The sequence below is a fragment of the Acinetobacter sp. ANC 4648 genome, from assembly GCF_002135345.1.
GTDB lineage: Bacteria > Pseudomonadota > Gammaproteobacteria > Pseudomonadales > Moraxellaceae > Acinetobacter.
This window is the reverse complement of the sequence record NZ_NEGI01000005.1, coordinates 1-21,202: the sequence shown is the minus strand read 5'-3', so window position 1 is coordinate 21,202 and position 21,202 is coordinate 1. Positions and strand designations below refer to the sequence as shown.

General features: G+C 36.8%; 30 protein-coding genes, 1 tRNA gene and 1 pseudogene. 18 read left to right on the top strand and 14 right to left on the bottom strand.

Translation table 11 applies throughout. The annotated features are described in order from the left end of the window. Nucleotides 1-939: 939 nt before the first annotated feature. Nucleotides 940-1,581: a pirin-like C-terminal cupin domain-containing protein gene (locus B9T27_RS09640; RefSeq protein WP_228146200.1), complete on the top strand. Its 642-nt coding sequence runs from the start codon at nucleotides 940-942 to the stop codon at nucleotides 1,579-1,581. Between the two features lie 569 nt (nucleotides 1,582-2,150). Here B9T27_RS09640 and B9T27_RS09635 read toward each other — a convergent pair. The 13 genes and pseudogenes from B9T27_RS09635 to B9T27_RS09575 form a co-directional block, all read right to left on the bottom strand. After that, nucleotides 2,151-3,766 (bottom strand): annotated as a pseudogene (locus B9T27_RS09635) (tyrosine-type recombinase/integrase). 275 nt (nucleotides 3,767-4,041) lie between these two features. Then, the gene (locus B9T27_RS09630) at nucleotides 4,042-4,323 is read right to left on the bottom strand and encodes a pyocin activator PrtN family protein (protein WP_086206621.1); all 282 of its coding nucleotides are present in this window, start codon (nucleotides 4,321-4,323) and stop codon (nucleotides 4,042-4,044) included. After that, nucleotides 4,323-4,694 carry a hypothetical protein gene (locus tag B9T27_RS09625; protein ID WP_086206620.1) on the bottom strand — a complete coding sequence of 124 codons (372 nt, stop codon included), beginning with the start codon at nucleotides 4,692-4,694 and terminating at the stop codon, nucleotides 4,323-4,325. The genes B9T27_RS09630 and B9T27_RS09625 overlap by 1 nt, the downstream gene beginning before the upstream one ends. Then, on the bottom strand, nucleotides 4,687-5,199 hold the full coding sequence (locus tag B9T27_RS09620) for a hypothetical protein (RefSeq protein ID WP_086206619.1): 513 nt from the start codon (nucleotides 5,197-5,199) through the stop codon (nucleotides 4,687-4,689). The genes B9T27_RS09625 and B9T27_RS09620 overlap by 8 nt, the downstream gene beginning before the upstream one ends. A 142-nt stretch (nucleotides 5,200-5,341) precedes the next feature. Next, a complete protein-coding gene (locus tag B9T27_RS09615; RefSeq protein WP_086206618.1) occupies nucleotides 5,342-6,553 on the bottom strand; it encodes a hypothetical protein in 1,212 nt (403 codons plus the stop codon). Further along, nucleotides 6,550-7,671 carry an ATP-binding protein gene (locus B9T27_RS09610; protein WP_086206617.1) on the bottom strand — a complete coding sequence of 374 codons (1,122 nt, stop codon included), beginning with the start codon at nucleotides 7,669-7,671 and terminating at the stop codon, nucleotides 6,550-6,552. Before B9T27_RS09610 ends, B9T27_RS09615 begins: the two co-directional genes overlap by 4 nt. Before the next feature lie 11 nt (nucleotides 7,672-7,682). Next, complete coding sequence (locus B9T27_RS09605) at nucleotides 7,683-8,225, bottom strand: hypothetical protein (RefSeq protein WP_086206616.1); 543 nt, start codon at nucleotides 8,223-8,225, stop codon at nucleotides 7,683-7,685. Next, nucleotides 8,222-8,449 carry a hypothetical protein gene (locus tag B9T27_RS09600; RefSeq protein WP_086206867.1) on the bottom strand — a complete coding sequence of 76 codons (228 nt, stop codon included), beginning with the start codon at nucleotides 8,447-8,449 and terminating at the stop codon, nucleotides 8,222-8,224. Before B9T27_RS09600 ends, B9T27_RS09605 begins: the two co-directional genes overlap by 4 nt. 249 nt (nucleotides 8,450-8,698) lie before the next feature. Next, nucleotides 8,699-9,472, bottom strand: coding sequence for a DUF1828 domain-containing protein (locus B9T27_RS09595; RefSeq protein WP_228146199.1), 774 nt, complete (start codon nucleotides 9,470-9,472; stop codon nucleotides 8,699-8,701). Further along, nucleotides 9,450-9,947 carry a hypothetical protein gene (locus B9T27_RS09590; protein WP_143222574.1) on the bottom strand — a complete coding sequence of 166 codons (498 nt, stop codon included), beginning with the start codon at nucleotides 9,945-9,947 and terminating at the stop codon, nucleotides 9,450-9,452. The genes B9T27_RS09595 and B9T27_RS09590 overlap by 23 nt, the downstream gene beginning before the upstream one ends. Before the next feature lie 68 nt (nucleotides 9,948-10,015). After that, complete coding sequence (locus B9T27_RS09585) at nucleotides 10,016-10,231, bottom strand: KTSC domain-containing protein (RefSeq protein ID WP_086206614.1); 216 nt, start codon at nucleotides 10,229-10,231, stop codon at nucleotides 10,016-10,018. A gap of 99 nt (nucleotides 10,232-10,330) precedes the next feature. Continuing rightward, nucleotides 10,331-10,633 carry a hypothetical protein gene (locus B9T27_RS09580; RefSeq protein ID WP_086206613.1) on the bottom strand — a complete coding sequence of 101 codons (303 nt, stop codon included), beginning with the start codon at nucleotides 10,631-10,633 and terminating at the stop codon, nucleotides 10,331-10,333. Between the two features lie 17 nt (nucleotides 10,634-10,650). Further along, nucleotides 10,651-11,373, bottom strand: a complete 723-nt coding sequence (locus B9T27_RS09575; protein ID WP_228146198.1) for an XRE family transcriptional regulator — start codon at nucleotides 11,371-11,373, stop codon at nucleotides 10,651-10,653. 151 nt (nucleotides 11,374-11,524) lie between these two features. Between B9T27_RS09575 and B9T27_RS09570 the strand changes: the two genes are divergently transcribed. From B9T27_RS09570 to B9T27_RS09525, 9 genes are all read left to right on the top strand, one after another. Beyond that, entirely contained in the window at nucleotides 11,525-11,749 is a 225-nt protein-coding gene (locus tag B9T27_RS09570) for a YdaS family helix-turn-helix protein (protein ID WP_086206612.1), read from the top strand. A 51-nt stretch (nucleotides 11,750-11,800) separates the two neighbouring features. After that, complete coding sequence (locus B9T27_RS09565) at nucleotides 11,801-12,256, top strand: phage regulatory CII family protein (RefSeq protein WP_086206611.1); 456 nt, start codon at nucleotides 11,801-11,803, stop codon at nucleotides 12,254-12,256. A gap of 49 nt (nucleotides 12,257-12,305) precedes the next feature. Beyond that, a complete protein-coding gene (locus tag B9T27_RS09560; protein ID WP_086206610.1) occupies nucleotides 12,306-13,379 on the top strand; it encodes a hypothetical protein in 1,074 nt (357 codons plus the stop codon). Then, on the top strand, nucleotides 13,360-14,085 hold the full coding sequence (locus B9T27_RS09555) for a hypothetical protein (RefSeq protein ID WP_086206609.1): 726 nt from the start codon (nucleotides 13,360-13,362) through the stop codon (nucleotides 14,083-14,085). Before B9T27_RS09560 ends, B9T27_RS09555 begins: the two co-directional genes overlap by 20 nt. Then, nucleotides 14,082-14,444, top strand: coding sequence for a hypothetical protein (locus tag B9T27_RS09550; RefSeq protein WP_228146197.1), 363 nt, complete (start codon nucleotides 14,082-14,084; stop codon nucleotides 14,442-14,444). The genes B9T27_RS09555 and B9T27_RS09550 overlap by 4 nt, the downstream gene beginning before the upstream one ends. Further along, nucleotides 14,441-14,971, top strand: coding sequence for a hypothetical protein (locus B9T27_RS09545; RefSeq protein ID WP_086206608.1), 531 nt, complete (start codon nucleotides 14,441-14,443; stop codon nucleotides 14,969-14,971). The genes B9T27_RS09550 and B9T27_RS09545 overlap by 4 nt, the downstream gene beginning before the upstream one ends. Further along, a complete protein-coding gene (locus B9T27_RS09540) occupies nucleotides 14,968-15,210 on the top strand; it encodes a hypothetical protein (RefSeq protein ID WP_086206607.1) in 243 nt (80 codons plus the stop codon). Before B9T27_RS09545 ends, B9T27_RS09540 begins: the two co-directional genes overlap by 4 nt. Before the next feature lie 171 nt (nucleotides 15,211-15,381). Further along, nucleotides 15,382-15,786: a DUF1064 domain-containing protein gene (locus B9T27_RS09530; protein ID WP_086206606.1), complete on the top strand. Its 405-nt coding sequence runs from the start codon at nucleotides 15,382-15,384 to the stop codon at nucleotides 15,784-15,786. An 11-nt stretch (nucleotides 15,787-15,797) separates the two neighbouring features. Beyond that, entirely contained in the window at nucleotides 15,798-16,349 is a 552-nt protein-coding gene (locus B9T27_RS09525) for a hypothetical protein (protein WP_086206863.1), read from the top strand. 228 nt (nucleotides 16,350-16,577) lie between these two features. On the opposite strand, the gene B9T27_RS09520 is transcribed toward B9T27_RS09525, so the two are convergent. After that, nucleotides 16,578-16,826, bottom strand: a complete 249-nt coding sequence (locus tag B9T27_RS09520) for a hypothetical protein (RefSeq protein WP_086206605.1) — start codon at nucleotides 16,824-16,826, stop codon at nucleotides 16,578-16,580. Nucleotides 16,827-17,195: 369 nt separating this feature from the next. Between B9T27_RS09520 and B9T27_RS09515 the strand changes: the two genes are divergently transcribed. From B9T27_RS09515 to B9T27_RS09480, 8 genes are all read left to right on the top strand, one after another. After that, a tRNA-Arg gene (locus B9T27_RS09515) sits at nucleotides 17,196-17,272 on the top strand. A gap of 84 nt (nucleotides 17,273-17,356) precedes the next feature. Further along, entirely contained in the window at nucleotides 17,357-17,572 is a 216-nt protein-coding gene (locus tag B9T27_RS09510) for a hypothetical protein (RefSeq protein ID WP_086206604.1), read from the top strand. Nucleotides 17,573-17,814: 242 nt separating this feature from the next. Continuing rightward, nucleotides 17,815-18,183, top strand: a complete 369-nt coding sequence (locus B9T27_RS09505; protein WP_086206603.1) for a hypothetical protein — start codon at nucleotides 17,815-17,817, stop codon at nucleotides 18,181-18,183. Between the two features lie 128 nt (nucleotides 18,184-18,311). Beyond that, nucleotides 18,312-18,485: a hypothetical protein gene (locus B9T27_RS14910; RefSeq protein ID WP_171263379.1), complete on the top strand. Its 174-nt coding sequence runs from the start codon at nucleotides 18,312-18,314 to the stop codon at nucleotides 18,483-18,485. 706 nt (nucleotides 18,486-19,191) lie between these two features. Beyond that, complete coding sequence (locus B9T27_RS09495; protein ID WP_086206601.1) at nucleotides 19,192-19,884, top strand: DUF4760 domain-containing protein; 693 nt, start codon at nucleotides 19,192-19,194, stop codon at nucleotides 19,882-19,884. A 35-nt stretch (nucleotides 19,885-19,919) separates the two neighbouring features. Continuing rightward, entirely contained in the window at nucleotides 19,920-20,396 is a 477-nt protein-coding gene (locus B9T27_RS09490; protein ID WP_086206600.1) for a hypothetical protein, read from the top strand. Further along, nucleotides 20,356-20,997, top strand: a complete 642-nt coding sequence (locus B9T27_RS09485) for a putative metallopeptidase (protein WP_086206599.1) — start codon at nucleotides 20,356-20,358, stop codon at nucleotides 20,995-20,997. Before B9T27_RS09490 ends, B9T27_RS09485 begins: the two co-directional genes overlap by 41 nt. 52 nt (nucleotides 20,998-21,049) lie before the next feature. Next, nucleotides 21,050-21,202, top strand: a 153-nt coding sequence (locus B9T27_RS09480; protein ID WP_143222573.1) for a DUF2280 domain-containing protein, incomplete at its 3' end; no start/stop codon positions are given.

Sequence of the window (21,202 nt, the reverse complement as noted above, 5' to 3'; positions counted from 1 at the left end):
TGATTAACTGTGCTCGATATTTTATTCATTCTCATGATAATCACTTAAAAATAGGCTAGTTATTGACTGGCCGACCAAGATATGGCATATTTTCATTATCGTGCACGAAGTATGTAATTTGCGCAGTAATAAGCTCATCGAAAGGTGGGCTTTTTTAATGCTCGGAGATAAAGTCATGAAAGCTTAGGAAATCTTTGAGTAGCTTATATACAGCACGTTTAAACTGGCATTCAGTAATTACCATGGAGTTAATGGGAATTCAATACTCGGAAAAGAAAACTGGTTGAACCGGTGCTAATAGCAATCAGTACGATTAAAAAGAGATAAGCACAATACTCAATAATTCCATTCGTAGGGTTGTTTAGAAAATATTGATGAATAATATATGCAGCAAAAATTAGAATAATTGAAATTATGATAGACATTTTAAACCCAAGTTTTTTTTAAATTTAACATAAATCCTGAATTACAGGATAGCTGTCTAATAAGAATCCCTCTTATATCCTAAATACGGGATTATCCCTTGTTTGGTTTAGACATAATCTTTGACATTATTTAACTTATTCAAGTTTTAAATTTTTGATAAATATAAGAAATATTTTGACACTTTCTTTGATATTTAAACTTGTTATTTGCTTGACTTAACTCAAAGAGAGTCAAGCTTTCTTGTTTCTATAATTTGATAAAAAAAGGAGAATTAAATGCTCCAATTTTTAAGAAGTCTATTTTGTTTTGGCTTTCATATCTATGAATATGAACATGACGAATTAGGCTGGGTGGTTGAGTGTCGGAAGTGTGCAAAAGTTAAAAATAACTGAGCATATTACGGCACATAAAAAACCTCGCATTCTAGATACTGAGGGTTTTTCCTTTTCTTTTGGATGGGTGTGCCTACTGTCCTGAATAGCGCATAGCTCAGAAGGGGGCTACCTTAGTTTAGTGAATAAAAATGAAATACTATCTGAAAAAATATATACCTTTGCACCTTTTGATGATGAGTGGAATGCACTGTACGTTAATCTGATGTGGCGTGAACATACTCCACATGTTCAACATATAGATGCACAAAATCATCTTATTAATATTCGTATTATTTCTGGTAGCTTTGAAGGAGTTGATGCAATACCTCGTCCTATTCACTCTTGGGCCGCTGATAAAAATAATAAAGTTAATATCTTTATGTTAACGCTAGATGCCCATGCAGAAATTAATATTCCAGCAACAAGCCCTACATCGAATCGTTTTGCTTATTTCTACCAAGGCTCAACTTTAGAAATAGAAAATACAATTATTCAATTTAAACATTTAGTTGAGCTTAAACCTGATGAAATTATTCATATTAAAGCAGGAGATGAAAAAGCTTGTATTCTATGGCTAGAGGGTGAACCAATTAAAGCACCAGTAGTATTAGGAGGCCCTTTTGTTTTAAATACTGATCAAGAACTTAATTATGCATTTAAACGTTATCGTGAAACTCATTTTGGGAAATGGCCTTGGGTAAATAGCGCACCAGTATTCAGTAGAGAGCAAAAACGTTTTGCTAGTTATAATGGCGGTTCAGAAAAAGAATTTCCAGAATAACTCATAGATCTATAACACGTTTTAAAATAAATGGTCAGTTACCTTCAGTTTCCAAGTGTTTTTGATGCATATGTTTTCTTTTGACCGAACATAATACAGCTTATGTGAAGCACAAGAAATATTTATTTTATTATCAACACCTTAGCTGAAGTCATTACTTTGCTCAGAGTGAAGTAATGACTTATTGATTGAATTTTCACGTTTCACGATAGTATTTTTAAAAGTTTGCTCATATTTTTATTAGTTAGGATTAATTATTCATTGATATTGTCACTTAACAATCGTCAACAACTCATCCCACTTAAAATAATTTTTGCTTAATCTATCTCGACTCATAGACCATTTTCTGTCTTTAAAATAAAATGGATCCACAGAAATTTTAGCTTTGCTAAACTGTCTAAATGTACTCATGAAAGAGCTTGTAAACCGATGAGCTGTAGGGTGAGATTTATTTTAAAAAGCCCTCAATTGAGGGCCTTTTAATCTATGTCATTTTAATAAATTTTCCAAATGCAGTTTTCATATTTGATTTAACAAATGGATACGCATAATTTATTCTTCATATTAGATCACTTTTTAATAAGATTCGAAATATCAGCATTAAAATATTTAGAAATATCAAACCATTTTTTTATTTCTTTTTTCCATTTGTACACACGATCATCTTCAATTTTTAATACATCTGAACCTTTGATGCTAAAGTGAGTTGTGTCATCTGGAAGCTGTTTCCAATCAACAGTCCCATTATCATTAAACCAATTTTCCCAAGCATTTTGTATGTATGAAACCACAAAAGACTGTTGCACATCGTTCCATGCAAATATGTTCTGTATATTGGATTTTTCTTTATACATATCTTTAACACTTTTAGTTGGGCGGAATGATTTCATGAATCTTTCTAGCTGCTCTTTAGTAAAAGAAAATTCAGTATTTATAACGTCAGGTGTTTGAACTTGAGAATAAGCTTCCTCTGCATCTGCAATATCAGCTGCTGATACATATCTTTGTTTTAAAGCAAATTTAGAATAATTATCGTCATATTGTTGTCGAGCAAATTGAATAGCAGTCTGATAATCTAAGCGTTCACCACGTTTTCTTAGATTTACATAACGTTTAAGACTATTCCATGACGAATGTAGTGTAATCGTTTGCAGTTGAGGTATTGTAAAACCATCTTCCGCATAGCGTGTCGCTGCTTCGTGGCGTAAATCATGAAACCTTAAATCTTCAATTCCATTTAAGCGACATGCTCTACGAAAATAATCACTGACTGTTTGTACATTGACAGGTAAAAGAAGCGCATCACTATAACCGAGCTCCAGCATTCTTTTTCGAGTGGAAGGTTCAAGTAATTCTTCAATAATGAGAAGGGCATTAGGCTCTAAATGGGCAAACTTATGATTTCCTTTTGATCTATCTGGATTTTTAACGTCTCTGATTTTCCATTGGTTATTCTTCTTGTCAAAATCATCTAAACGCATTTCACATAGTTCACCTTCACGACGACCTGCATAGATCGCAAGCCACATAACCAGATGCATTAGAATAGCATTGCGAACACGCTTCCATCCTTTATAAAAGTGATTGGTCAGGATATGAAGTTCTTCTGGTGTGATTAAACGATCACGTTCTTTTGATTTAGTAACAATACGAGCTTTTTTAAGACCAATAAGTGAGTGTGATAATTCATTCTTGGCATGAGCGATATCTTCACCCCATACAAGTTCTGCATGATTTAAGACTGATGAAATATGGGATAAATCTTTTAACGCAGTTGAAGGAGCAACTCCATCTATTCCTTTTACTAGATCGCCTTTACGACGTAAAATGGCATGCTCAGAAAAGTCTTGTCGTGTTAATGAATAGATATTTTTTTCAAAAATCTCTAAACTAGCGATGTGATTTAGTGCACCAGTTTTTGTTCTCGCAAAATTATCAGCTTCATCTAAATATTGTTTAATAAAATTTTTGAGTGTTCTGTGTTTAACTCAGCCTCAGGATTAAGCATCTTTTCAGGATTTAATTCAATCTTAGCTTCAGTACGTTTTATCTATTCGTCTGCAAGTGATTTTTTGCTGAAAGTTTTAGATGTTTCAAGGGGCGGGTAGTGTTCACGCTGTACATGGACCTGTGCTCTATAGCGAGTAGTGCCATCTATTAGTTGACGTTTTGTGACAGTACCCATGCTACTTGCACCATTATAATTCTAAGGTGCAAATATGGTGCAACTAAAGGGTATTAAAAGTCAATAAGACGCAACTAAATGAAGTTAAAAGAGGTTAAGGAAATTGAGTCAAAGTACCGTCATTAAAGATTTGTTTGATAAATCAAAAACTCCGCAAGTGTTCGTCGCACCGATGGCGGGTGGGTTAGACTATTATTAATAATAATTTAAAATCAATATCTTATGGTTTTTTACGTGGCGTAAGGCGTAAAATTGGCGTAAAAAATGAGGTGAAATCAATTCACCTCACTCCAGTTCAAGCGTGATTCCTTCTGAAGCGTATCCAACCAAACAGCAACATCAGTTAAGTTTACAAAGTATTCAGATTTATTACCATCTACCTTAAATGCTGGAAAAGGCAGTTTACATTTAGCTGCTCGTTGTTTTGCAGCTGCCATATCTAAATGCGGCATGTAATCTTCAACAATATCTTTTAAGGCAACAACAGGTCTTTTATAACGCAGAATCAACATCATTGATGTGTCGATTTGGTCATTTCGATTGATAGCTACTCCCATCACGACACCTCCTTCAAACTTTTAACCACTTCTTCGGGTAAATCTGTTTTGGGTTTAGCCCACCATAAAACAGGGCCATCTTCAGTATCGTACGCAGCAATCAAAAATAAGCCTTCCTTAGGTGGTTCTGGTTTCCATTTTGACCAGTCAGCACAATCATCTTCAGGTATTACGGGTATATCTTCGTACTCATAATTTTCATAAATAATCTCAACACCAAGATTTTTTTGAAGTTGTTCCCATTGTTCTTTGGTGTAATGTTCAGCGCCATCATCAATAGTGTCGTGTGACTCAATGTCAGGATGAAACCAGTTGCTATTTAAGTCATCAGGTAATTCTACTGGTTTGATTTTAAATGCTTGCTCAATCATGACTTTGCTCCTGTGCTTCAATCATCGATTTCTTGGCTTGCTCCTCAGTTTTGAAAACTTTAAATTTTTTTGCTGTTCCATATGAAGTTTCTATTTCACACCAAACACCATAAAGTTTCTCTTTAGATATTTCAGCTTGGTTGTATTTGTTTACAACCATTACGTCACCACAATCAAGACCATCACCAAGAATGTCTAAGTCAGATTCAAGTGTGCAGAAATTCTCAGGTTCAGAATCATCTTGATAAAATGTGCTTAAATTTTCATTTGGCACCAAAACAAAACCTTCAGGCACCGCTTGAGCTTTTTTAGTACCACCAAGAAAAAACAAATATGCAGTGTTAATTGTGATTGAAGCAAAAAGTAAATCTTGATTAGTCAAGTTATCCCGAACACCTGTCGATATATACTTCCCGTTTTCTGCTGAAAATTTGAAGTATTTAAAATGACCATTACCCTGTAGCCACAATTCCTCAAAAGCTTCTCTTTCTTTTTTAATATCCATCACTTCCTCCAAATCGCTTCTTTAAGTTTTGCATCGATCACCAGAGCTTCAATTTCACCGCTACTGACATTGGAAAATACGTGGGTCATTTTCTCCCCGAACACATTGAGTGTCCGGGTGATAGTGGAGTAGTGATAGCCCATCATGAATTTAGCTCCACCTGATCAACCTGATTTTCAAGCTCAAACCTACGTTGTTTTGCAACATCCATTAATTTTGGCTGAATGTCAGGATGACGAGTTCTTACCTCGGCTTCTAATTCATATAGTTCAGCTATATCAACGGCATTCTGAATTCTCACCATTAAAGAGGGAGGTACTGTAACCTCTGTATTTTGTTTACTCAGTTCGATTAAGCGCTTATTCATTGCCATGATGACGGGTTTACGCTGTTGCTCAGTCCAAGTTTTTGTATAGCGGATGAGGGCATTAACTTCGACAGGTGTTTGTGCTAAAGCCACATCATTAAGCAATGTGTCTAAATATTCTTGATGTTCAACTATTTGTGCAGACTTAGGTGCATATTGCTCAGGATCTAGTTCAAGCAATTTATCTTCGGTGAGCTTGCATAGGTGTTGATGATCCTCACGCTCAAGATGACCATTTGCTAAAAAGATAGATCGTAGACCCAAAACCGAATCTACAGTGTTGCATTGCGCTATTTGAGTTGTAAATTTCTCAATCAATTTCACAGCCTCGGTTTCAATGACACCTTCTAAAGCTGGTTCTGAAGCCATAAATGCTTCAGCTATTTCACGTGTCTCTTTTAATGTTTCATGGGCTTCTTGAGCACTAGTTTTCCACACTTCAGGTTCATTGGTTATTGCAGAGTCACAAGATGTCTTTTTTTCTACTGGAACTGAGGCATCATTTGCCGCAGTTGGAGTGGAGTTATTAGCCTTTTTACCAGTATTACGTTTAGGCTTGTCAGTACCAAGTCGAACAACCAAGCAGTCGCCATTCAACTCACGACCTAAAACCTTAGCCATTGCTTGTAGTTGTAGCTTGGCATTTTCAGCATCACGCTGCACAAATCCACTGTTAATAGATTCAATTAATGCAGGACAAGTCATCTTGCCAAATTCACTAATATAAATAGATTGACCATAAGTGTTGATCGTAAAAACATCTTGGCCATCTTGAATCTCATCAAGGGTCAAAGGCTTGGTAAAAGAAATACCCCCTAACTCCATCATTTCAATTTTGATGCAAAATTCATAACCGGCTTTCGCAAAAATAGTCGCAGGGAATTGATCAAGATCATCAAATTCAATTAACTCACCTGCAGCACGACATAGAATATTTTTACCCGCCATCATTGCTGCAAAAGCTTCATTACTATTTAAAATATTCATGCTTGAACTCCAGCTTTAGCTAAATTATCTATTTCTTGTTTTACGGATTGGATCTGAGCAACTTCAATTTGAGTGAGTGCATCGATACCGAAATGCTCGCAGATTGTTTTAGTATCCAATCCACGTTCAGTGATAAATGCTTGAAGATCATCACGCTGAGCATCATTAATGCCTATGAATTCAGCAGGGCTAATCCACCGACTCGAATTCATATCAAAAGTACAACCAAGATTTTTGGCAGCCTGAAGCATCATTTGACGCATTGATTGATAGTAGATATGTGATTTATCTAATGACTCGGTTAATTGCTGAAGATCACCTGCATGTTGAACTTCCGTACAACTTTGTTCCCAGTTACCTAGTTCTTCCAATGCTTTCATTGTTGCAAGCTGATCAGGGGTAAGTGTGTTGATATGGTCTTTAGCTTGCTTGATTAAATCAGCCAAAAAATTAGGATTGGTTTTAAGATCTGGTACCCAAACTTCACCTGTATCACCACCTAAACCACCAGCATTTTTAGCATGGTGAGTAGGGCATGGTTTAAAACTGATTACTCGAGCATTTCTCCCTTCACCCGTGGTAACAGTGGTTAAATAACCCATGATGTCGGCAATACGGTAAAGCTCATTACGATTTTTACCACCAAGATCTGGTCGGTAAATGACTTGATCACCGCTCTGGTCTTCAGAAGCATGGGCGATAAACACAACATCTTTACCTGAAGCGATAAGGCTATTCACATACTGCTTGAAGATATTGTTTGCTAAACCTTGAGCTTTTAATTTAAGAGAGCCATCTTTTTGCTTATTGGTAGAGTTCAACATCAGGTGAGTTTTAATGCTTTCAAGCATTGCACCGACTGTATCGATCACAATCGTATTAAAAGGTTCAAGGTCATTTGCAGTTAAGTTTGCAACATCAGCCCATTGTTGAACCTGAACCACGGCACCGCGACGTAGTTCACCAGTACGATGTGAACCCTTGTCAAAGTCGAATGAAATTGCCTTATCACCAGTGAAACCAATAGACGTTTTACCTAGACCAGGATCTGCATAAAGATAAACAATAATTGCTTGAACCAATAAAGGCTGATCCGCTGTAATAATATTTATAGCCATGATATTTCCCCTTAAACCGCACGATGGCTTTTAGACCATTTCTTATATTCTGGTGATTGAAAGTGGCCAGCACTTTCTAACGCTTGGTTGTACTCAGAATTGCGCTTCGCTTTACGAGCAACCAGTAATGCTTCGATTAACCATTTAGGCGCGGTTGCCTTATCTACAAGAGTCAGACTGCCGTTAAATTCTTTATAGATATTGAAGCCATCTAAATTAGTACCGCTGCGTCCAGCAGGTTTAAGGGTATAAAAGCTAGGTCGATCTTTACCTACACGGTAACGCTCATTGCCATCACCATCTAAATTAAGAAATTCAGAGAAAGCATTTGCAGATATATTTTTTAGATCACGTTGAATGCCGTTGTCTAAGCCTTGAGAGAAACGAAATTTGATGAAGCCACCGAAGAAGTCTGCAAAGCCTAAACGCGCTTGAGGGGTTAATGGTTCCCAGTCGTTAGTTTCAACTTCTGCATAGTCGATATTTAAACCTCTAGCCAAAGCTTCAAAGACTTGAGCAGGAGCGAGGGTTTGTTTAAGAGTTTGAGTATTCATGATTGAGCACTCCCAATCTTCGCCACTGCATTTTGATGCGCTGTGCAACTGAATAGACCGCCACCACAAACAGCAATGGCAACAATTGAAGCAAGGACTAATCCTGACTTAGATTTATATTTCACCGTGTTGGCAGTGGTTGGGTGTTGGAACAAGCGTGGAGTTGTTTGACTGTGAACTTTGGAAAAGCTCGCAGTTTGACTCTGGATAGGGTTTTGATTCATAATCATCTCGCTAGTTAGCAAAACTGCCTCAGGTCTCAAACTTCGGCAGTTTTTTATTATCTGGTGAGATGAATATAGATAATTCTATATATTCAGTCAATAGATTTATCTATAAAAATAGAAATATCTTTAAATTTTATAGATTATTCTTTTAATAAATAGATAAAAAGAATTGTAATTTTTTACATTTGAGTTTTAATAGACAAAAGAAAACCCACGCAGGGTGGGTTGTTTAAAGGGGTTGAAGTCTTAGCTTGCAAGTCGGTGTGAAATTTTCTTTTGTATAATATCTACTTGAGTTAAATCGGGTACAAAATCATTTGCCACACCCATTAAACGATTCATATCCTGTTTTGGAACTTTATTTGAATCATCTAGAACAACGATAGAGTTGAAATCTATATTGTGTTTCTCTAAATGCTGTAAAGTGATTACTGATAAACGCACAGCATCTTTATTGTTCGCAGCAAACAAGAATAGAGGTGTATCTGCATCAATCTTATAGTCAATTGTATAATCTTCAGCATTTGGTAAATTAGGAACAATATAATTTTCATGCACTTTGTCTTTCGGCAAAATGCTATACAAAACATCTCTCAATTCATCTCTAAAGTTTGATGCTATTCGATACTGTTTAAGCAACGATAAATCACTAACACGACTCATTAAATTAGTTAAGGTAAATAAGCCACCCAATAACTGATCAGCTGGAACTTCGATAAATAATTCCCCGTCATCGTATTCTGCACCAGCATCCGCAACATGACTATTAAACAAATCTAGGCGCGATCCTTTTAATAAATCATCAATATCATGCTCGTAACTCAAACGCATGACTGTGCTAGCACCGTCAGATAACAACCAGCCCGCATTGGATCCTTTAATATAGATGCTGTATGCATCACCATCCCTATCATAATTAGGTAAGGATATGATAGCTCCACCATTTTTTAACTCTTTAAACCCAATATCTCGGCAAAAACTATTGCAAAGTAATTGCTTAACTGTACTGTAATTCATCATCAAACAACCCTCCTTGCTCAATTAATTGTCCGATACTTAGATCCATTATATGGAAATCATTTAATACACATTGTATCGCACCTTGTAAATTTGTATATCGATTTGTTGACTCAGCATAGTTTTCAATTTTTTTAGATATTTTAAGGGAGTTTTCATTGGCTTCATGTATGTGGCATTTAAAGTCAAATCTCCTACCATCGCATTTGTTGACGTGAACATGATTGCTTCCATTGTATCGAGCAAGAGTTATGTCGTTATTACCACTAGCAACTAAGCTTATCCCGCAAGAAAAATTATCTTCATCCATTACTGCTTGACGCATATAAATTTGAAAATGATGATTTCCACCATAAAGCTCAATAGAAAGTTGCTTAACCTTTAAATTAACAGTCCATTTTTGTTTCAGAGGCTTTGTAAGGTATTTAGGTATATTTTTAAATACCAATATCTCTTTATTGTTTAGCCTTTTAGACATTTCCCCTCCATTCATCATACCCGATCATTCTAAGGACTGCGTCGGGTTCGCAGTTAAATTATTTTCAATTACACAAAAAGCTGAATTCTCTTAAATTCTTTATTGGCTTCAATATTATTTCTATAAAATTTATCCCTATCAGGGGCATCAATAAATTCCGCGAATGTACTTGCTTTAAGAAGCCTATATATGAACCTTTCACCAGTTCTAAGTACTACGGTTAATAAGTAGTGCTGATAAAGCACATGGCTAATTTTATTGGAATTTATTTCAATTTTTTGCATTAAGTTTATTAGTCATAACTCCTTAGTAATTTTTCAGCACCAGCACTTTGAGTGACAAGTGACTTACTCTTAACTTTTCCTCACTTTCTTCTTGGCTCTTTATACCTCAGAATATTTTTCTAAAAACTCATCTATCCATCCTTGCGCTGTCTCAAGATTGGTTATGTCAGTTAGCTTTAGATTGGTTTCTTCTGCTTCGTTAAAGCCTTCAATAATAGCTTCAAAGATATTTGCCTCACTAATGACCTCGCGTGCCATTTCCGCAGCGTCATAGCTTTGTTTGGCTTTTTTAAGCGAGACTATTTGTTTATCAATTGCTGTGCCAATTTTTTCTAATGCCAACTTAAATTCTTGACGATTAATTGTTAGCGCAGTTTTAGATTTATTAAGTGTTGCGATCATTATGCTTTCCTTTAAGGCTATCCAGCTCTATAAAATTGTCGTCCAATTACCCTGAAATTAGCGCCATTAACATCACTTACTGTTTTATCTTTATATTTGGAGTTTAGACTGTGAAGTACTAGTTTTCCTCCTTCCTCCTTAAATATCTGCTTAAGCATTGCCTCACCCTCAAAGTAGACAGCATAAAACTCACCATCCTTGATATCCTTATCAGTTAGATCAATGCCAAATATATCGCCAGTACAGATATAAGGCTCCTGAGAATCACCCGTAGCAAGGGCTAGCTTCATGTTTTCAGGTTTAACACCATATTTTTTAAAAAAAGAAGGTTTAAATTCATATTGATCAATAACCTCATCAAAATGAAATTCAATTGATTCGCCATCACCGCAAGAAAATCTTATATTCACAAGGTCAATCCAAATCTTATTTTGATCATTATTATTTAGACTAGTTGTGACGACTGGAGACCCATCAAGCAATTTTTTGACCTTATCATCAATATTTGATGATTCTTCACCCGTAGCGAGCCAATAAGGATCAACACCCAAGGCTCTAGCTATAGCAACTAAATGAGATGATGATTTTTTATTATCAGAATCAGCCTTCTCTAAATATTGATAAGAGGGCTGTTTCATGCCAACCCTTTCCGCTACTTGCTTTTGAGTAAGGCCGGCTTTTAAACGAGACTCCTTAAGTCTCTGTCCTAAAGTCGTCATCAAGTTAATCTCTGCATTCATTTTATAGGTTTCTCTATAATATTAATAAAAACGTCTTTTGTCATATCTGCACAGAAGCCATAAAAATTACAAATATAGAAATATCTATTCATAAATATTGACAATAAATAGAACAATCTATAAATTGGGGGTAATTAATAGGGGTCTTGGTATGCTTAAAAATAAATTTAATTTAGTTATTGATTACTTTGGTAATCAAAAAAAAACAGCTGAAGGTCTTGGTATTACACAACCTTCTGTCAACTACATTCTCTCGACAGGGAATATCTCTGTAGAAATTGCTTTACGCATTCAAAAGAAAACAAATGGGAAATTTTTAGCTTTGGACTTGAGACCAAGTCTAAAGCGAGATTTTTCTTCAATTGAAGTTGCTTAACCCAAGTATCACTCGGTCAATGTTTTAAAGAAACGTTCTAAGAGGTTATAAATGAACATATTAGATGCTGCATATCACACAGTACACGATTTTAGAGGTGGGGCTAATTCGCTTGCACCAAGAATGGGGATTAAAAGTCCAGCGGTACTTAACAGCAAAGTTAATCCAAATACAGATACACATCATTTAACGCTTTTAGAAGCATCAAAAATGATGGGAATCACTGGTGACTTTCGTATTTTACAAGAACTTAATGCTGAACATGGAAAGGTGGCAATTGATTTACCTGTAATTCCAGAATGCCGTGATACAGCCTTAACTGAACTTGTTTTAAGCACAGGAATTGGCGGTGGTGATATTCAGTCTGTATTCAAAGAAATGATGGCAGACGGACGTATTACTGAAGGGGAAGTGGTGGACATGTCAGCTGTCATTAACAAGCTTCATGTCATTTTAGCTGAACTGAATGCAAAGGTTCGTTCATGCATGGAAAAAGAAAAAGCCTGATGGTCAAGGTCAGGCTTTTAGTAATTCAAAACTTTAGAAGGCATTGAATATGAAATCAAATTTAGCACATGAGCCACCAAAGCCGCAAGGCAAGGTAATTCAATTTCAGAAAAAAGAGCCAAAAATGACGGAAAGCCTTGAGAGGGGCTTCATCGCGAAAAGTCGTCTTTTTCACAATGAGGTGGAGCCGTTTTTAACCGATGCGGCAAAGAATGTTTATTCAGCACTTATGGGTTACATCACTGGCTTCAATAAAGCATCTGACCACATTAGTACACGACAGATTCAAGGAGGGAAGCTTAAAGGCTCAAACAAGCTTGGTTCCGCAACTGTGAACAATGGAATCAAGGAGCTTGTATGGTTTGGCATTATCACTGTGCTTGAAGTTAATTATCGCATTGGTAACAAATACCAGATAAACGAAGTGTCTCTTGTTGAAGCATTCGAGAAGGTTGACGCTTCAAAAATAAAAGCTCTTCGCTTACAGAATAAGTGCGCTTCACTAACTGAAGCGCTTTCATTAGTGAATAGCAGTGCTTTCGTTAGTGGGGTAGCTAGCGCTTTCGTTAGTGAAGCATCAATAGATATTATTTATATATATTTACCAATAGATAAAACATTAAGTCACTTCGCTCCAAAAAATCCTTTGAAAGCTAATTTTTATGATTTTCAGGATTTCAAGAAAACAAATCCAGATGCTCATATCAAAATTTTCATTCTTGATCAACAAAAATTGGAATCTGAGCAAAAAGCAAAAGCCGAAGCTGAGCGCAAAGACAAGACTCGCAAATTATCTTATGACGAAGTGATCAAACTGACTTCAGATAAATTTGCAGTTCTCTGTGATTTCTTTCTTTGGGAGCAATACGTTTCTAGTCGCTCAATGACTGCAAAAACCAAGCTAACCAAAAATGCCCTAAACACGATCTACAAAGATTTTCAGAAATGGGGATTTGAAGGCAGTAATCAGTCTTTGAAAACCTCAATCACTGGTAACTACCAAGGTCTGTTTGAGCCTAAGCAGCAATTCCAGCCTAAACAAACCCAAGCATCAACTCGCATGTCTGAAATTCAAGAACTCATCGCACAAGAGGAGCAGGGCAATGCAACTTACGGCTTCTAATCAAAACCTTGGTTCAATTAATTCAGCACAGCTTGTTGGTGTGTTTAAAGCGATTGCACCACGTTCATTTGAAAAAACTTTTGATGGAGTGGCTACAGCACAAATCAACACAGCAATGAAAATCTGTATCGATGGCCTAACTCATGATCAAGTAGCTTTTGGCTTATCTCAGGTTCGTGATAACGGCTTTTGTCCAGATCCAGCAATGTTCCGTAAGTGGTGTCTTGGTATCACTGGTTTTGGTACTGAGCAACAGCGCTTACAAGATTCATTCAAGGGCAAGCATGCAGCATTGGCAAACATCATTAAATGGACAGGTGATAACAATCACACCATCACCAATGCTGAAAAAGAATCATATGACCGATGTTATGAAATGTTTACGAATATCAAATGGGCTAAGAACACAGACCGAGCTATGTATCTGGCTTATGAGGCATTCAAAGATAACTACGCTGATGTAGTTCAAGAGTTCTCTTTAGCTAGTGTTAGTCAAACGATGTGGATCAAATCTGATGCGATTGAAGACAAGAAATTAAGCGATCTTTTTCGACCAATACCTAAATCTTACTTCCCTGAACAATCTCCTGAAGAAAAAACATGGATTGAAGCTCGCACTAAGGAATTGCAAGAAATAGGGTTGAGTTTTCCGAAAGCGTTATTGCAGGCTGGCAGTGAATATCAGCGTTTAGGGGGTGGGGTGTGAGCTTTCAAGTACCAGAAAAATATCGAATCACCAAAGGTGCAATGGGTAGTAATGAAGGTTTTGGCAATAACGGTGCATTTTGGGTAAAGACCAAAAAATGCGTTTTCACTGTCATTGCTAGTGATCAAATGGGTTGGGAGTATGTGAGCGTCTCATTACCTTTGCGCTGCCCCACATGGGAAGAAATGTGTTTTATCAAATCTCTTTTTTGGGAGCAGGATGATTGCGTTATCCAGTACCACCCAAGCAAAAAAGATTACGTAAATAACCATCCGCATTGTTTGCATATGTGGCGACCAATCAACCAAGAAATCCCGACTCCACCAAGTTTTATGGTTGGAAAGGTTGGTGCAGCATGAAAACCTCACTAGAAATCAAGCAAGCACTGATTCAGATTGCTGAGCGTAATGGTCGCCCACCTTTTGAGCTTTATTTTGTCCGTGAAGTTGTTCGTGCAATCAGGAGCGGTGTTTATCACCCAATGGGAACAGTTGTTGAAGCCGAAAAGATTGATAGTGATTTTTTTGCAACACCTTCTTTAAACACAAAACAAGATCAATTAGCTGCTTTTTGTGCACCACGTGGCATGAGAGAGATTTTATCCAAAAATAGCGGTGTATCAGTTTCATACATATCTAGCGTACTTAGTCATGGCACTTTATTAACTGATTCAGCTTGGGAGCGATTGTCTAGCGCATTTGATCGAACCGAAACCGAGGTTCTAAGAAATTCAAGAAACACCAAGCCACACGGCACAACAACAAGATACAACTTTGGTTGTCGATGTGCTGATTGCAAGTCTGCGATTAGTTCGGTTAGGAAAGATGAATATCAAGCCAAAAAATTAAAAATGATGACTGATAAATATTGTGGAGTGAGAGTATGAACGGTTTAACGATAGAGCAGATAGATGAGCTAAATATCTTCGACAAATTCATAAATTCAGGCGGCTTTGAAGCTGCAATTCAACAGCAGCTGCAAAGTGAAATAACTAATTGTTCTGCAAAAGAATCATGTGAGATTGGCGACACCGATTCATGCACCGACAATCTCTCCCATTTAACCGACCATTGCACCGACATTCGTAACCACATTAGCCCTTTGACTGAGGTGATTGAGCGATGAGTGAATTTGATAAATGGATGAGCACAATAGGTCTGAATGTTATCCGTCATGCTAATTGTTGCCGCATAGCTTTTGATGGTGGTCGGCAATCCCGACAGGCTGAGATTGATGATCTTCAAAACCAACTCTCATGCTGTCGTGAAGAAAATAAAATTTTATTAGAGAGAGTAAATGACCTCAATTTCCCTCGCTGAATATCACAAACAATTTGGAGGTGGTCGGAAGACTGCCTCTAAACGCAATAAATTCAATGCTCAGAAGATTGAAAAAGATGGAATGAAGTTCGATAGCCAAAAGGAGTACAAACGCTATATCGAGCTTACAGCGATGCAGCAGAGAGGTGAAATTCAAGATTTAAAGTGTCAGGTCAAATTTGAGCTTGCACCTAAGGTGAAAATTGCAGGGGAAAAGAGGGCTAAACCTGCATTGAGATACTTTGCAGATTTCACATACATCAGTAATGGGGTGTTGGTTGTTGAGGATGTGAAGTCAGTAGTAACACGGAAATTAGCAAGTTTTAGAAATAAGAAGCATTTGATGAAAACAGTACATGACATAGACATTAAAGAAGTTTGAGGGTGATTGGGATGAATGCAGTAGCAGACAAGTTTGAACAATTTGAATGGTTGACTCATGGCATTACAGCTAAGTCACCGCAATTCAGTGATGAGGCACATGGTACAGGAGAGAAACCTTTGGACTATCAAGATCGTTTGGGTGCTATTGCAAGCATGGAAACTCAGTTGGAGAAGTCGATTACTTCGGTGATTGTTTTTGGGGAGTCATCTAAGGGTGATTTTGAGTTTATTCAGGATCATCTAGCCAATATTATGGTGGTGAATGCTGAAAAGGATAACCGTTTAAAACCGAAAAATATTGAACTTTGTGTTTTGGCAAATCGGGTCGCATTGATGGTTTTGTTGTTTGCATTAGACCCAGAGTATGAGGCTAATTTTACTGCAAAAGGTCGCTTATATGCAGGCGGTATTAAATCTTATGAAATGGATTCTGAGGCATATAGAAAAACATGGAAGCAATATGAAAATCTGATGGTGATAGCATTAGAGACTTCAATTAAATGTGCATCTGGAGCAGTAGAAAAGTATAGAAAAAATACTTACAGGGAATTAAAGGTTTAGGGATTCCATTATTTCGGAAACTAGGGTATCTTATTTCTATACTGGTCGTATTGCAGTTTGACCACACAGTTTTAAAGTTTATATACCCATCCTCCAAATGAGTGGGTATTTTTTTTGCTTAATTAATACCAATAGGTAAGTTTTAAATAAGATTAAAATAAGTACAATGTGTTGGTTATTTTAAGAGGGGGGTAGTCTATGTGGAATTTTATTAGTAGTTTTAATAACTTAAATACTTATTTGTTTATTTCGATAGTATTGCTTTGTGCGGTTGTAGGTCTTTTTTTCTTGAGCACTGAGAGTTAAAAAGGCGTTTAGGTTTTTTTTAAATTTAACGTATATATCATTTTTTGCTAAAACTGTTGCGTTATTTAACACTAATAACAAACAAACCTTAATCAGCGCAAAAGATAAAGGTTGAAGCCTTACAGAAATGTGAGGCTTTTTTAATGCCTGTAAAAAAGGTGCTTGTGACATGCACAAGTAACATGATTGGGAGATTTATCATGCCAGCATATGCATAAGGGTAGTGCGCCACCCAAAGGGCGATTTTGATTTGTGACGCTGCTATACGAGTTTGGTATATCAGCTATAAGCGCAAACGGTGGGATGCTGAAACCAGCCGTATAAATTGGTTTGAATCCAATGTGATTTCGTCACACATTGAGTTAGCCTTAGAGCCATAAATTGTGGTGACTCCCGACCAAAAAAGATGAAAGACACAAAGCAGATCAATAGCTAACTTTGAGAAGTTTATTGTGTTGAGTAGCGGTAGATCAGTTGCCGAGCTGATCAATATCGTAATCTAAGGCAAGGATGTGGCAGATCACCATGTCCTTTTTTATTGCGCCATTAGCTCAATTGGATAGAGCATCCGCCTTCTAAGCGGATGGTCACAGGTTCAAGCCCTGCATGGCGTGCCATAAAATCTGATAATATTTCTTAAATCCAATAGGTTCTTTCCATATTTATGGTATAAAAAATATCTAAGAAAACTGAGTTTAAAAATGAATATCGTAAAGACGCAAGAAGAAGCAGTAAAAGAACATTTGGTTAGTTGTATTAGTTTAATAAAAGATTTAAGCAGGAACCTTAAGTTAGAAGGTAGTAATTTGGAGTTTGCGATTGAGCAGTTTAATAAGCCAGTGGCTGAGATGAATATTAAAGAATTAGCTCTGTTAAATGAAATGTTGATTGGTGCTTGTCTCAAACAAATAGCATAAGTTAAAGCCTGAGAAAAAGACTTCCGTTTTAGGAGGTTTTTTTGTCAGGAGAAAAGTCATACTCAGTTTTAGAAGTTTGCTAATTGACTACATTTCTGGTGAAGAAGTTGAAGTGTGTCGGGATTGTTTGAAGGAAACTTAAAGCAAGCATAAAAACCTTTAAAAACATACATATGCAAGCATTTATTTTCTGTTTTAATAATGTATAGTGGTAAATAATTTAGCCTCATGGATTATTTATTTTGTTAAATTCAACTGTTAAACAAGAAAAGTTTTATATATACAGCTGTGATGGTGAAACAAACCATCATTTTACTTTGGATCGAGGAGATAGTTTTACTCATTATGGATTTAGATATCCATTGCCTTGTGATCAAATGCATCCAGAAATGTTTGAAAAAGCCAATCATAGAACACCTCAAAGATTCAATAAAAGAACTCTTGAATTGAAAGGTGTTGGTTTCTTGGATTGTTATTTGCATGAAAGTGAATATGAGTCGTACGCAGTTGATTACTTCTTAAAAAGAATGGAATTAAAAAATCTAAAAACTATTGATGATTTAATTACATCAATAAACGGTATGATTTTGGAATATCAGCCAATTAATTAGCTATTTAAAAGATTTTGGAGTCGACCTTTAGCTACGTTTCCTTTGTCTTTGCCGAACGTATTACGGCACATAAGACCCCGCTCAATATGCATTATTGGCGGGGTTTTTCTTTTCTATTCGAGGTATCCATGACAGATCGTGTACAAGCTAAAAAAGATTTGCAGTTCTGTTGTGATGAACTGAGTAAGTATCAGAATTTAAGTCGTGCAGGTTTAAGGCATAGTGAGCTGGTCGCTATAGACAATATTATGATTCGCTTGAAAGAGCAGATTAAGAATTTGCATTTTACGCTTGAAAATTAAGCAGATATCCATATATTACTCAGATAAATAATAAATTTTAAGAGGGTGATTATGGGGTGGTTGAAAGAAAAGCTTTGGCAGTTAAATGATGTTTTTGAAGAGTACCCTAGAGTATTTTGGTGCATTGTATTTTATATGGCATTAGCTGTTGTTGCTATGTTTAGTTACCTTCCAATTCTGAATGGGATAGCTAATCTTAATATCTTGGGAACACGCCCATTGTTTCAATTAGTTGTGGAGAACTTTAGTTGGTTGCGTTGGGGTGTACTTATCTCACCGATTCTAATCCTATTGCTAGGGTGGATCCACGCAGACGAGCTTCACGCTAAGCTAGGGCGAAGAAAGTACCGTTAGGATAGAAGTCCTCTTAACGTGCTTGAGTACAGTACGTCGATGTATGCGTAGTTATAAGTGTATCAATGTATTTTTACTGTAAATAGTGAAAATACGTCATCGGATATGTCATCTGCTGTAACGCGCACCGTGACGTAGTTTCAAGCAAAACCGCTACCGAACAAACCGCAAATATCATAGTTACGCCATATTGACGTAACTGTAAATAGTGAATATAGTTGTGGATAACCCTAATGTCGTTTGATAGATAGGGTATTTTTGTCAATATCAGAGGTGCTTATGGCTAAATTATTAAACAATTACAATACCTTAATTTGGTTCTCTAACATGACTATTGCATCGGAAGGTTGGGATGGCTAACCCTCCAGCAAAACAGATTCTTAATAGCAGAATGACGCTAATTTTAGCGTCTTCTGCTTTTTTAATATCTACATATACTGTATTACCCCAAGTGATCAGTTTTTATGATTTTAAAGATTGGAAAGTTGCTGATTGGCTGCTTTTCTTTCAGCTTTTAGTTATTGCTATATCCGCTTATATCGCACTATCAACAATTAAATCCTCTAGAGATAGCTCAAGGGAAAGGGCTACTTTAGATACTATATTGAATGATAATAGTGATATGGAGTTATCTGTTTCCAAGAATATAGTGCTAAATTTTGATAAAGACCCATTTAAATACCTTGGAATTGCTAAGCAAGACTTTGTTAATGACTATAAGAGAGAGCCCTGTACGTCGCTTTCAGAGCTTTGCGAAATGGAATCTAATAAGTTGCAAAAGCCAGAGTACGAAGTTAGAGGGCATTTACTTCATGTTCTAAATAGGCACGAGTTTTATGCTATTGGTGTAAATACTTGCTTAATGGATGAAGTACTTTTCAAGCGTATGCACTGTAATAACATGATCAGACTTTGGGAAGCAGTTAACCCTGCGGTTACGCATTTAAGAAGTAAATCCCAAAAACCAACATACTATAAAGAAATTGAGCTGTTGGCTCTAAGGTGGAGAGAAAATCCACTTACAGAAAATGATCTTAAAAAATAAACCTCCTTCGGGAGGTTTTTTTATGGGTGCAATTTATGGATGAGAAAGACTATTTCTGGAAAACCAAGAAACGCCCACTTAAAAATAAGCCACGCGCTAAACCACTGCCAAAAGCCAAAGAAGCATATCTAGAAGCTGAAGAGGATTTTGAGCAATCACTTATTGTTCTTGAAATTAAATACGAGAAGAAATTTCAGTTTAAATCTACCAAGCATTGGCGTTTTGATTTCCATTTAATTGAACACCGAATTTTGGTTGAGATTTCGGGCGGGCCTTGGTCAGGTGGGCGAGGTGGCAAGCTTAAAAACAAGGCTTGGAGCTTGGATCATTACGATGATGCTGAAGCAATGGGTTTTACAGTTGTTCGATTAGAGTCTGCACCATCGTTTAAAGATATTGAGTCAGGGCCATTGCAAATAAAGGCTCACTTGGCATCACAGTGGCTTAGAGATTTAAAAAGGCATATTTTCAATGGAACAGATCAGACCATTTCCACCGACAGAACTGATTGATCGAGCAGAAGAGCAAGAGGCAATTTTGCTTATGCCAGCTGTAGATCTAAAAGAATGGGTCATTAAGAATTGGCTCACCATTGGTGGCGAACTTCATAATCCTGATCATGACCATATTGCAGAGCTAATACATGACGATGAAACCTTTTTAGCATTTGCTTGGGCATCATCTGCATGTATGGCTAAAAAGCGCATGGTATTGGGCCAATGTGAAAAAGTGATGTTTAACCAGGGCGGATGGAAGAAGGCACGGCAAGAGCAACAGATGCGTGATTGGTTTGGTTGTGTACCAGTTTATTTGATTACGATTGATGCCAGTTACTGTGAGAATACGACTGACCGTGAATTCTGCCGACTCATTGAGCATGAGCTTTATCACATCGGTGTTGAACGTGATGCGGATGGTGAAGCGATCTATAGCGATAATACTGGTCTGCCTAAACATTACTTAGCTGGACATGATGTGGAAGTGTTCTTCGGTGAAACAAAACGATGGGGTGCTGACGATTCAGTCAAACGGCTTTTAGAAATTGCCAAGAATGCACCGTTTGTTTCAGAAACTAATATTTCAGCGTGTTGTGGGAACTGTGTAATAGGTTAGCTTCAAGTTTTTTTGCCCATTTACCTTGATGTACCTTGATGGATAGTGAGTTATGGCAAGGCTTAAAAAAGTAGAAAAAGTCTTTATTGTACGGTCACTTGCGCAGTTTATGACACCTACTGAGGTGGTGGTGGCTATCAAGGAAAACTTCAGCATTGATGTATCCCCTCAACAGGTTGAGGTATACGACCCAACAAAGACTGCG

Coding starts and splice junctions, on each gene's coding strand:
- B9T27_RS09625 (WP_086206620.1), bottom strand. CDS start 4,694: ATGATTGAGCAAGCATTTAAAATCAAACCAGTAGAATTACCTGATGAC.
- B9T27_RS09555 (WP_086206609.1), top strand. CDS start 13,360: ATGCAACTTACGGCTTCTAATCAAAACCTTGGTTCAATTAATTCAGCA.
- B9T27_RS09580 (WP_086206613.1), bottom strand. CDS start 10,633: ATGATCGCAACACTTAATAAATCTAAAACTGCGCTAACAATTAATCGT.
- B9T27_RS09565 (WP_086206611.1), top strand. CDS start 11,801: ATGAACATATTAGATGCTGCATATCACACAGTACACGATTTTAGAGGT.
- B9T27_RS09585 (WP_086206614.1), bottom strand. CDS start 10,231: ATGCAAAAAATTGAAATAAATTCCAATAAAATTAGCCATGTGCTTTAT.
- B9T27_RS09620 (WP_086206619.1), bottom strand. CDS start 5,199: ATGGATATTAAAAAAGAAAGAGAAGCTTTTGAGGAATTGTGGCTACAG.
- B9T27_RS09495 (WP_086206601.1), top strand. CDS start 19,192: ATGGCTAACCCTCCAGCAAAACAGATTCTTAATAGCAGAATGACGCTA.
- B9T27_RS09520 (WP_086206605.1), bottom strand. CDS start 16,826: ATGTCACAAGCACCTTTTTTACAGGCATTAAAAAAGCCTCACATTTCT.
- B9T27_RS09530 (WP_086206606.1), top strand. CDS start 15,382: ATGACCTCAATTTCCCTCGCTGAATATCACAAACAATTTGGAGGTGGT.
- B9T27_RS09490 (WP_086206600.1), top strand. CDS start 19,920: ATGGATGAGAAAGACTATTTCTGGAAAACCAAGAAACGCCCACTTAAA.
- B9T27_RS09600 (WP_086206867.1), bottom strand. CDS start 8,449: ATGAATCAAAACCCTATCCAGAGTCAAACTGCGAGCTTTTCCAAAGTT.
- B9T27_RS09575 (WP_228146198.1), bottom strand. CDS start 11,373: ATGAATGCAGAGATTAACTTGATGACGACTTTAGGACAGAGACTTAAG.
- B9T27_RS09615 (WP_086206618.1), bottom strand. CDS start 6,553: ATGAATATTTTAAATAGTAATGAAGCTTTTGCAGCAATGATGGCGGGT.
- B9T27_RS09570 (WP_086206612.1), top strand. CDS start 11,525: ATGCTTAAAAATAAATTTAATTTAGTTATTGATTACTTTGGTAATCAA.
- B9T27_RS09610 (WP_086206617.1), bottom strand. CDS start 7,671: ATGGCTATAAATATTATTACAGCGGATCAGCCTTTATTGGTTCAAGCA.
- B9T27_RS14910 (WP_171263379.1), top strand. CDS start 18,312: ATGACAGATCGTGTACAAGCTAAAAAAGATTTGCAGTTCTGTTGTGAT.
- B9T27_RS09560 (WP_086206610.1), top strand. CDS start 12,306: ATGAAATCAAATTTAGCACATGAGCCACCAAAGCCGCAAGGCAAGGTA.
- B9T27_RS09485 (WP_086206599.1), top strand. CDS start 20,356: ATGGAACAGATCAGACCATTTCCACCGACAGAACTGATTGATCGAGCA.
- B9T27_RS09525 (WP_086206863.1), top strand. CDS start 15,798: ATGAATGCAGTAGCAGACAAGTTTGAACAATTTGAATGGTTGACTCAT.
- B9T27_RS09595 (WP_228146199.1), bottom strand. CDS start 9,472: ATGATGAATTACAGTACAGTTAAGCAATTACTTTGCAATAGTTTTTGC.
- B9T27_RS09630 (WP_086206621.1), bottom strand. CDS start 4,323: ATGGGAGTAGCTATCAATCGAAATGACCAAATCGACACATCAATGATG.
- B9T27_RS09545 (WP_086206608.1), top strand. CDS start 14,441: ATGAAAACCTCACTAGAAATCAAGCAAGCACTGATTCAGATTGCTGAG.
- B9T27_RS09510 (WP_086206604.1), top strand. CDS start 17,357: ATGAATATCGTAAAGACGCAAGAAGAAGCAGTAAAAGAACATTTGGTT.
- B9T27_RS09605 (WP_086206616.1), bottom strand. CDS start 8,225: ATGAATACTCAAACTCTTAAACAAACCCTCGCTCCTGCTCAAGTCTTT.
- B9T27_RS09590 (WP_143222574.1), bottom strand. CDS start 9,947: ATGTCTAAAAGGCTAAACAATAAAGAGATATTGGTATTTAAAAATATA.
- B9T27_RS09540 (WP_086206607.1), top strand. CDS start 14,968: ATGAACGGTTTAACGATAGAGCAGATAGATGAGCTAAATATCTTCGAC.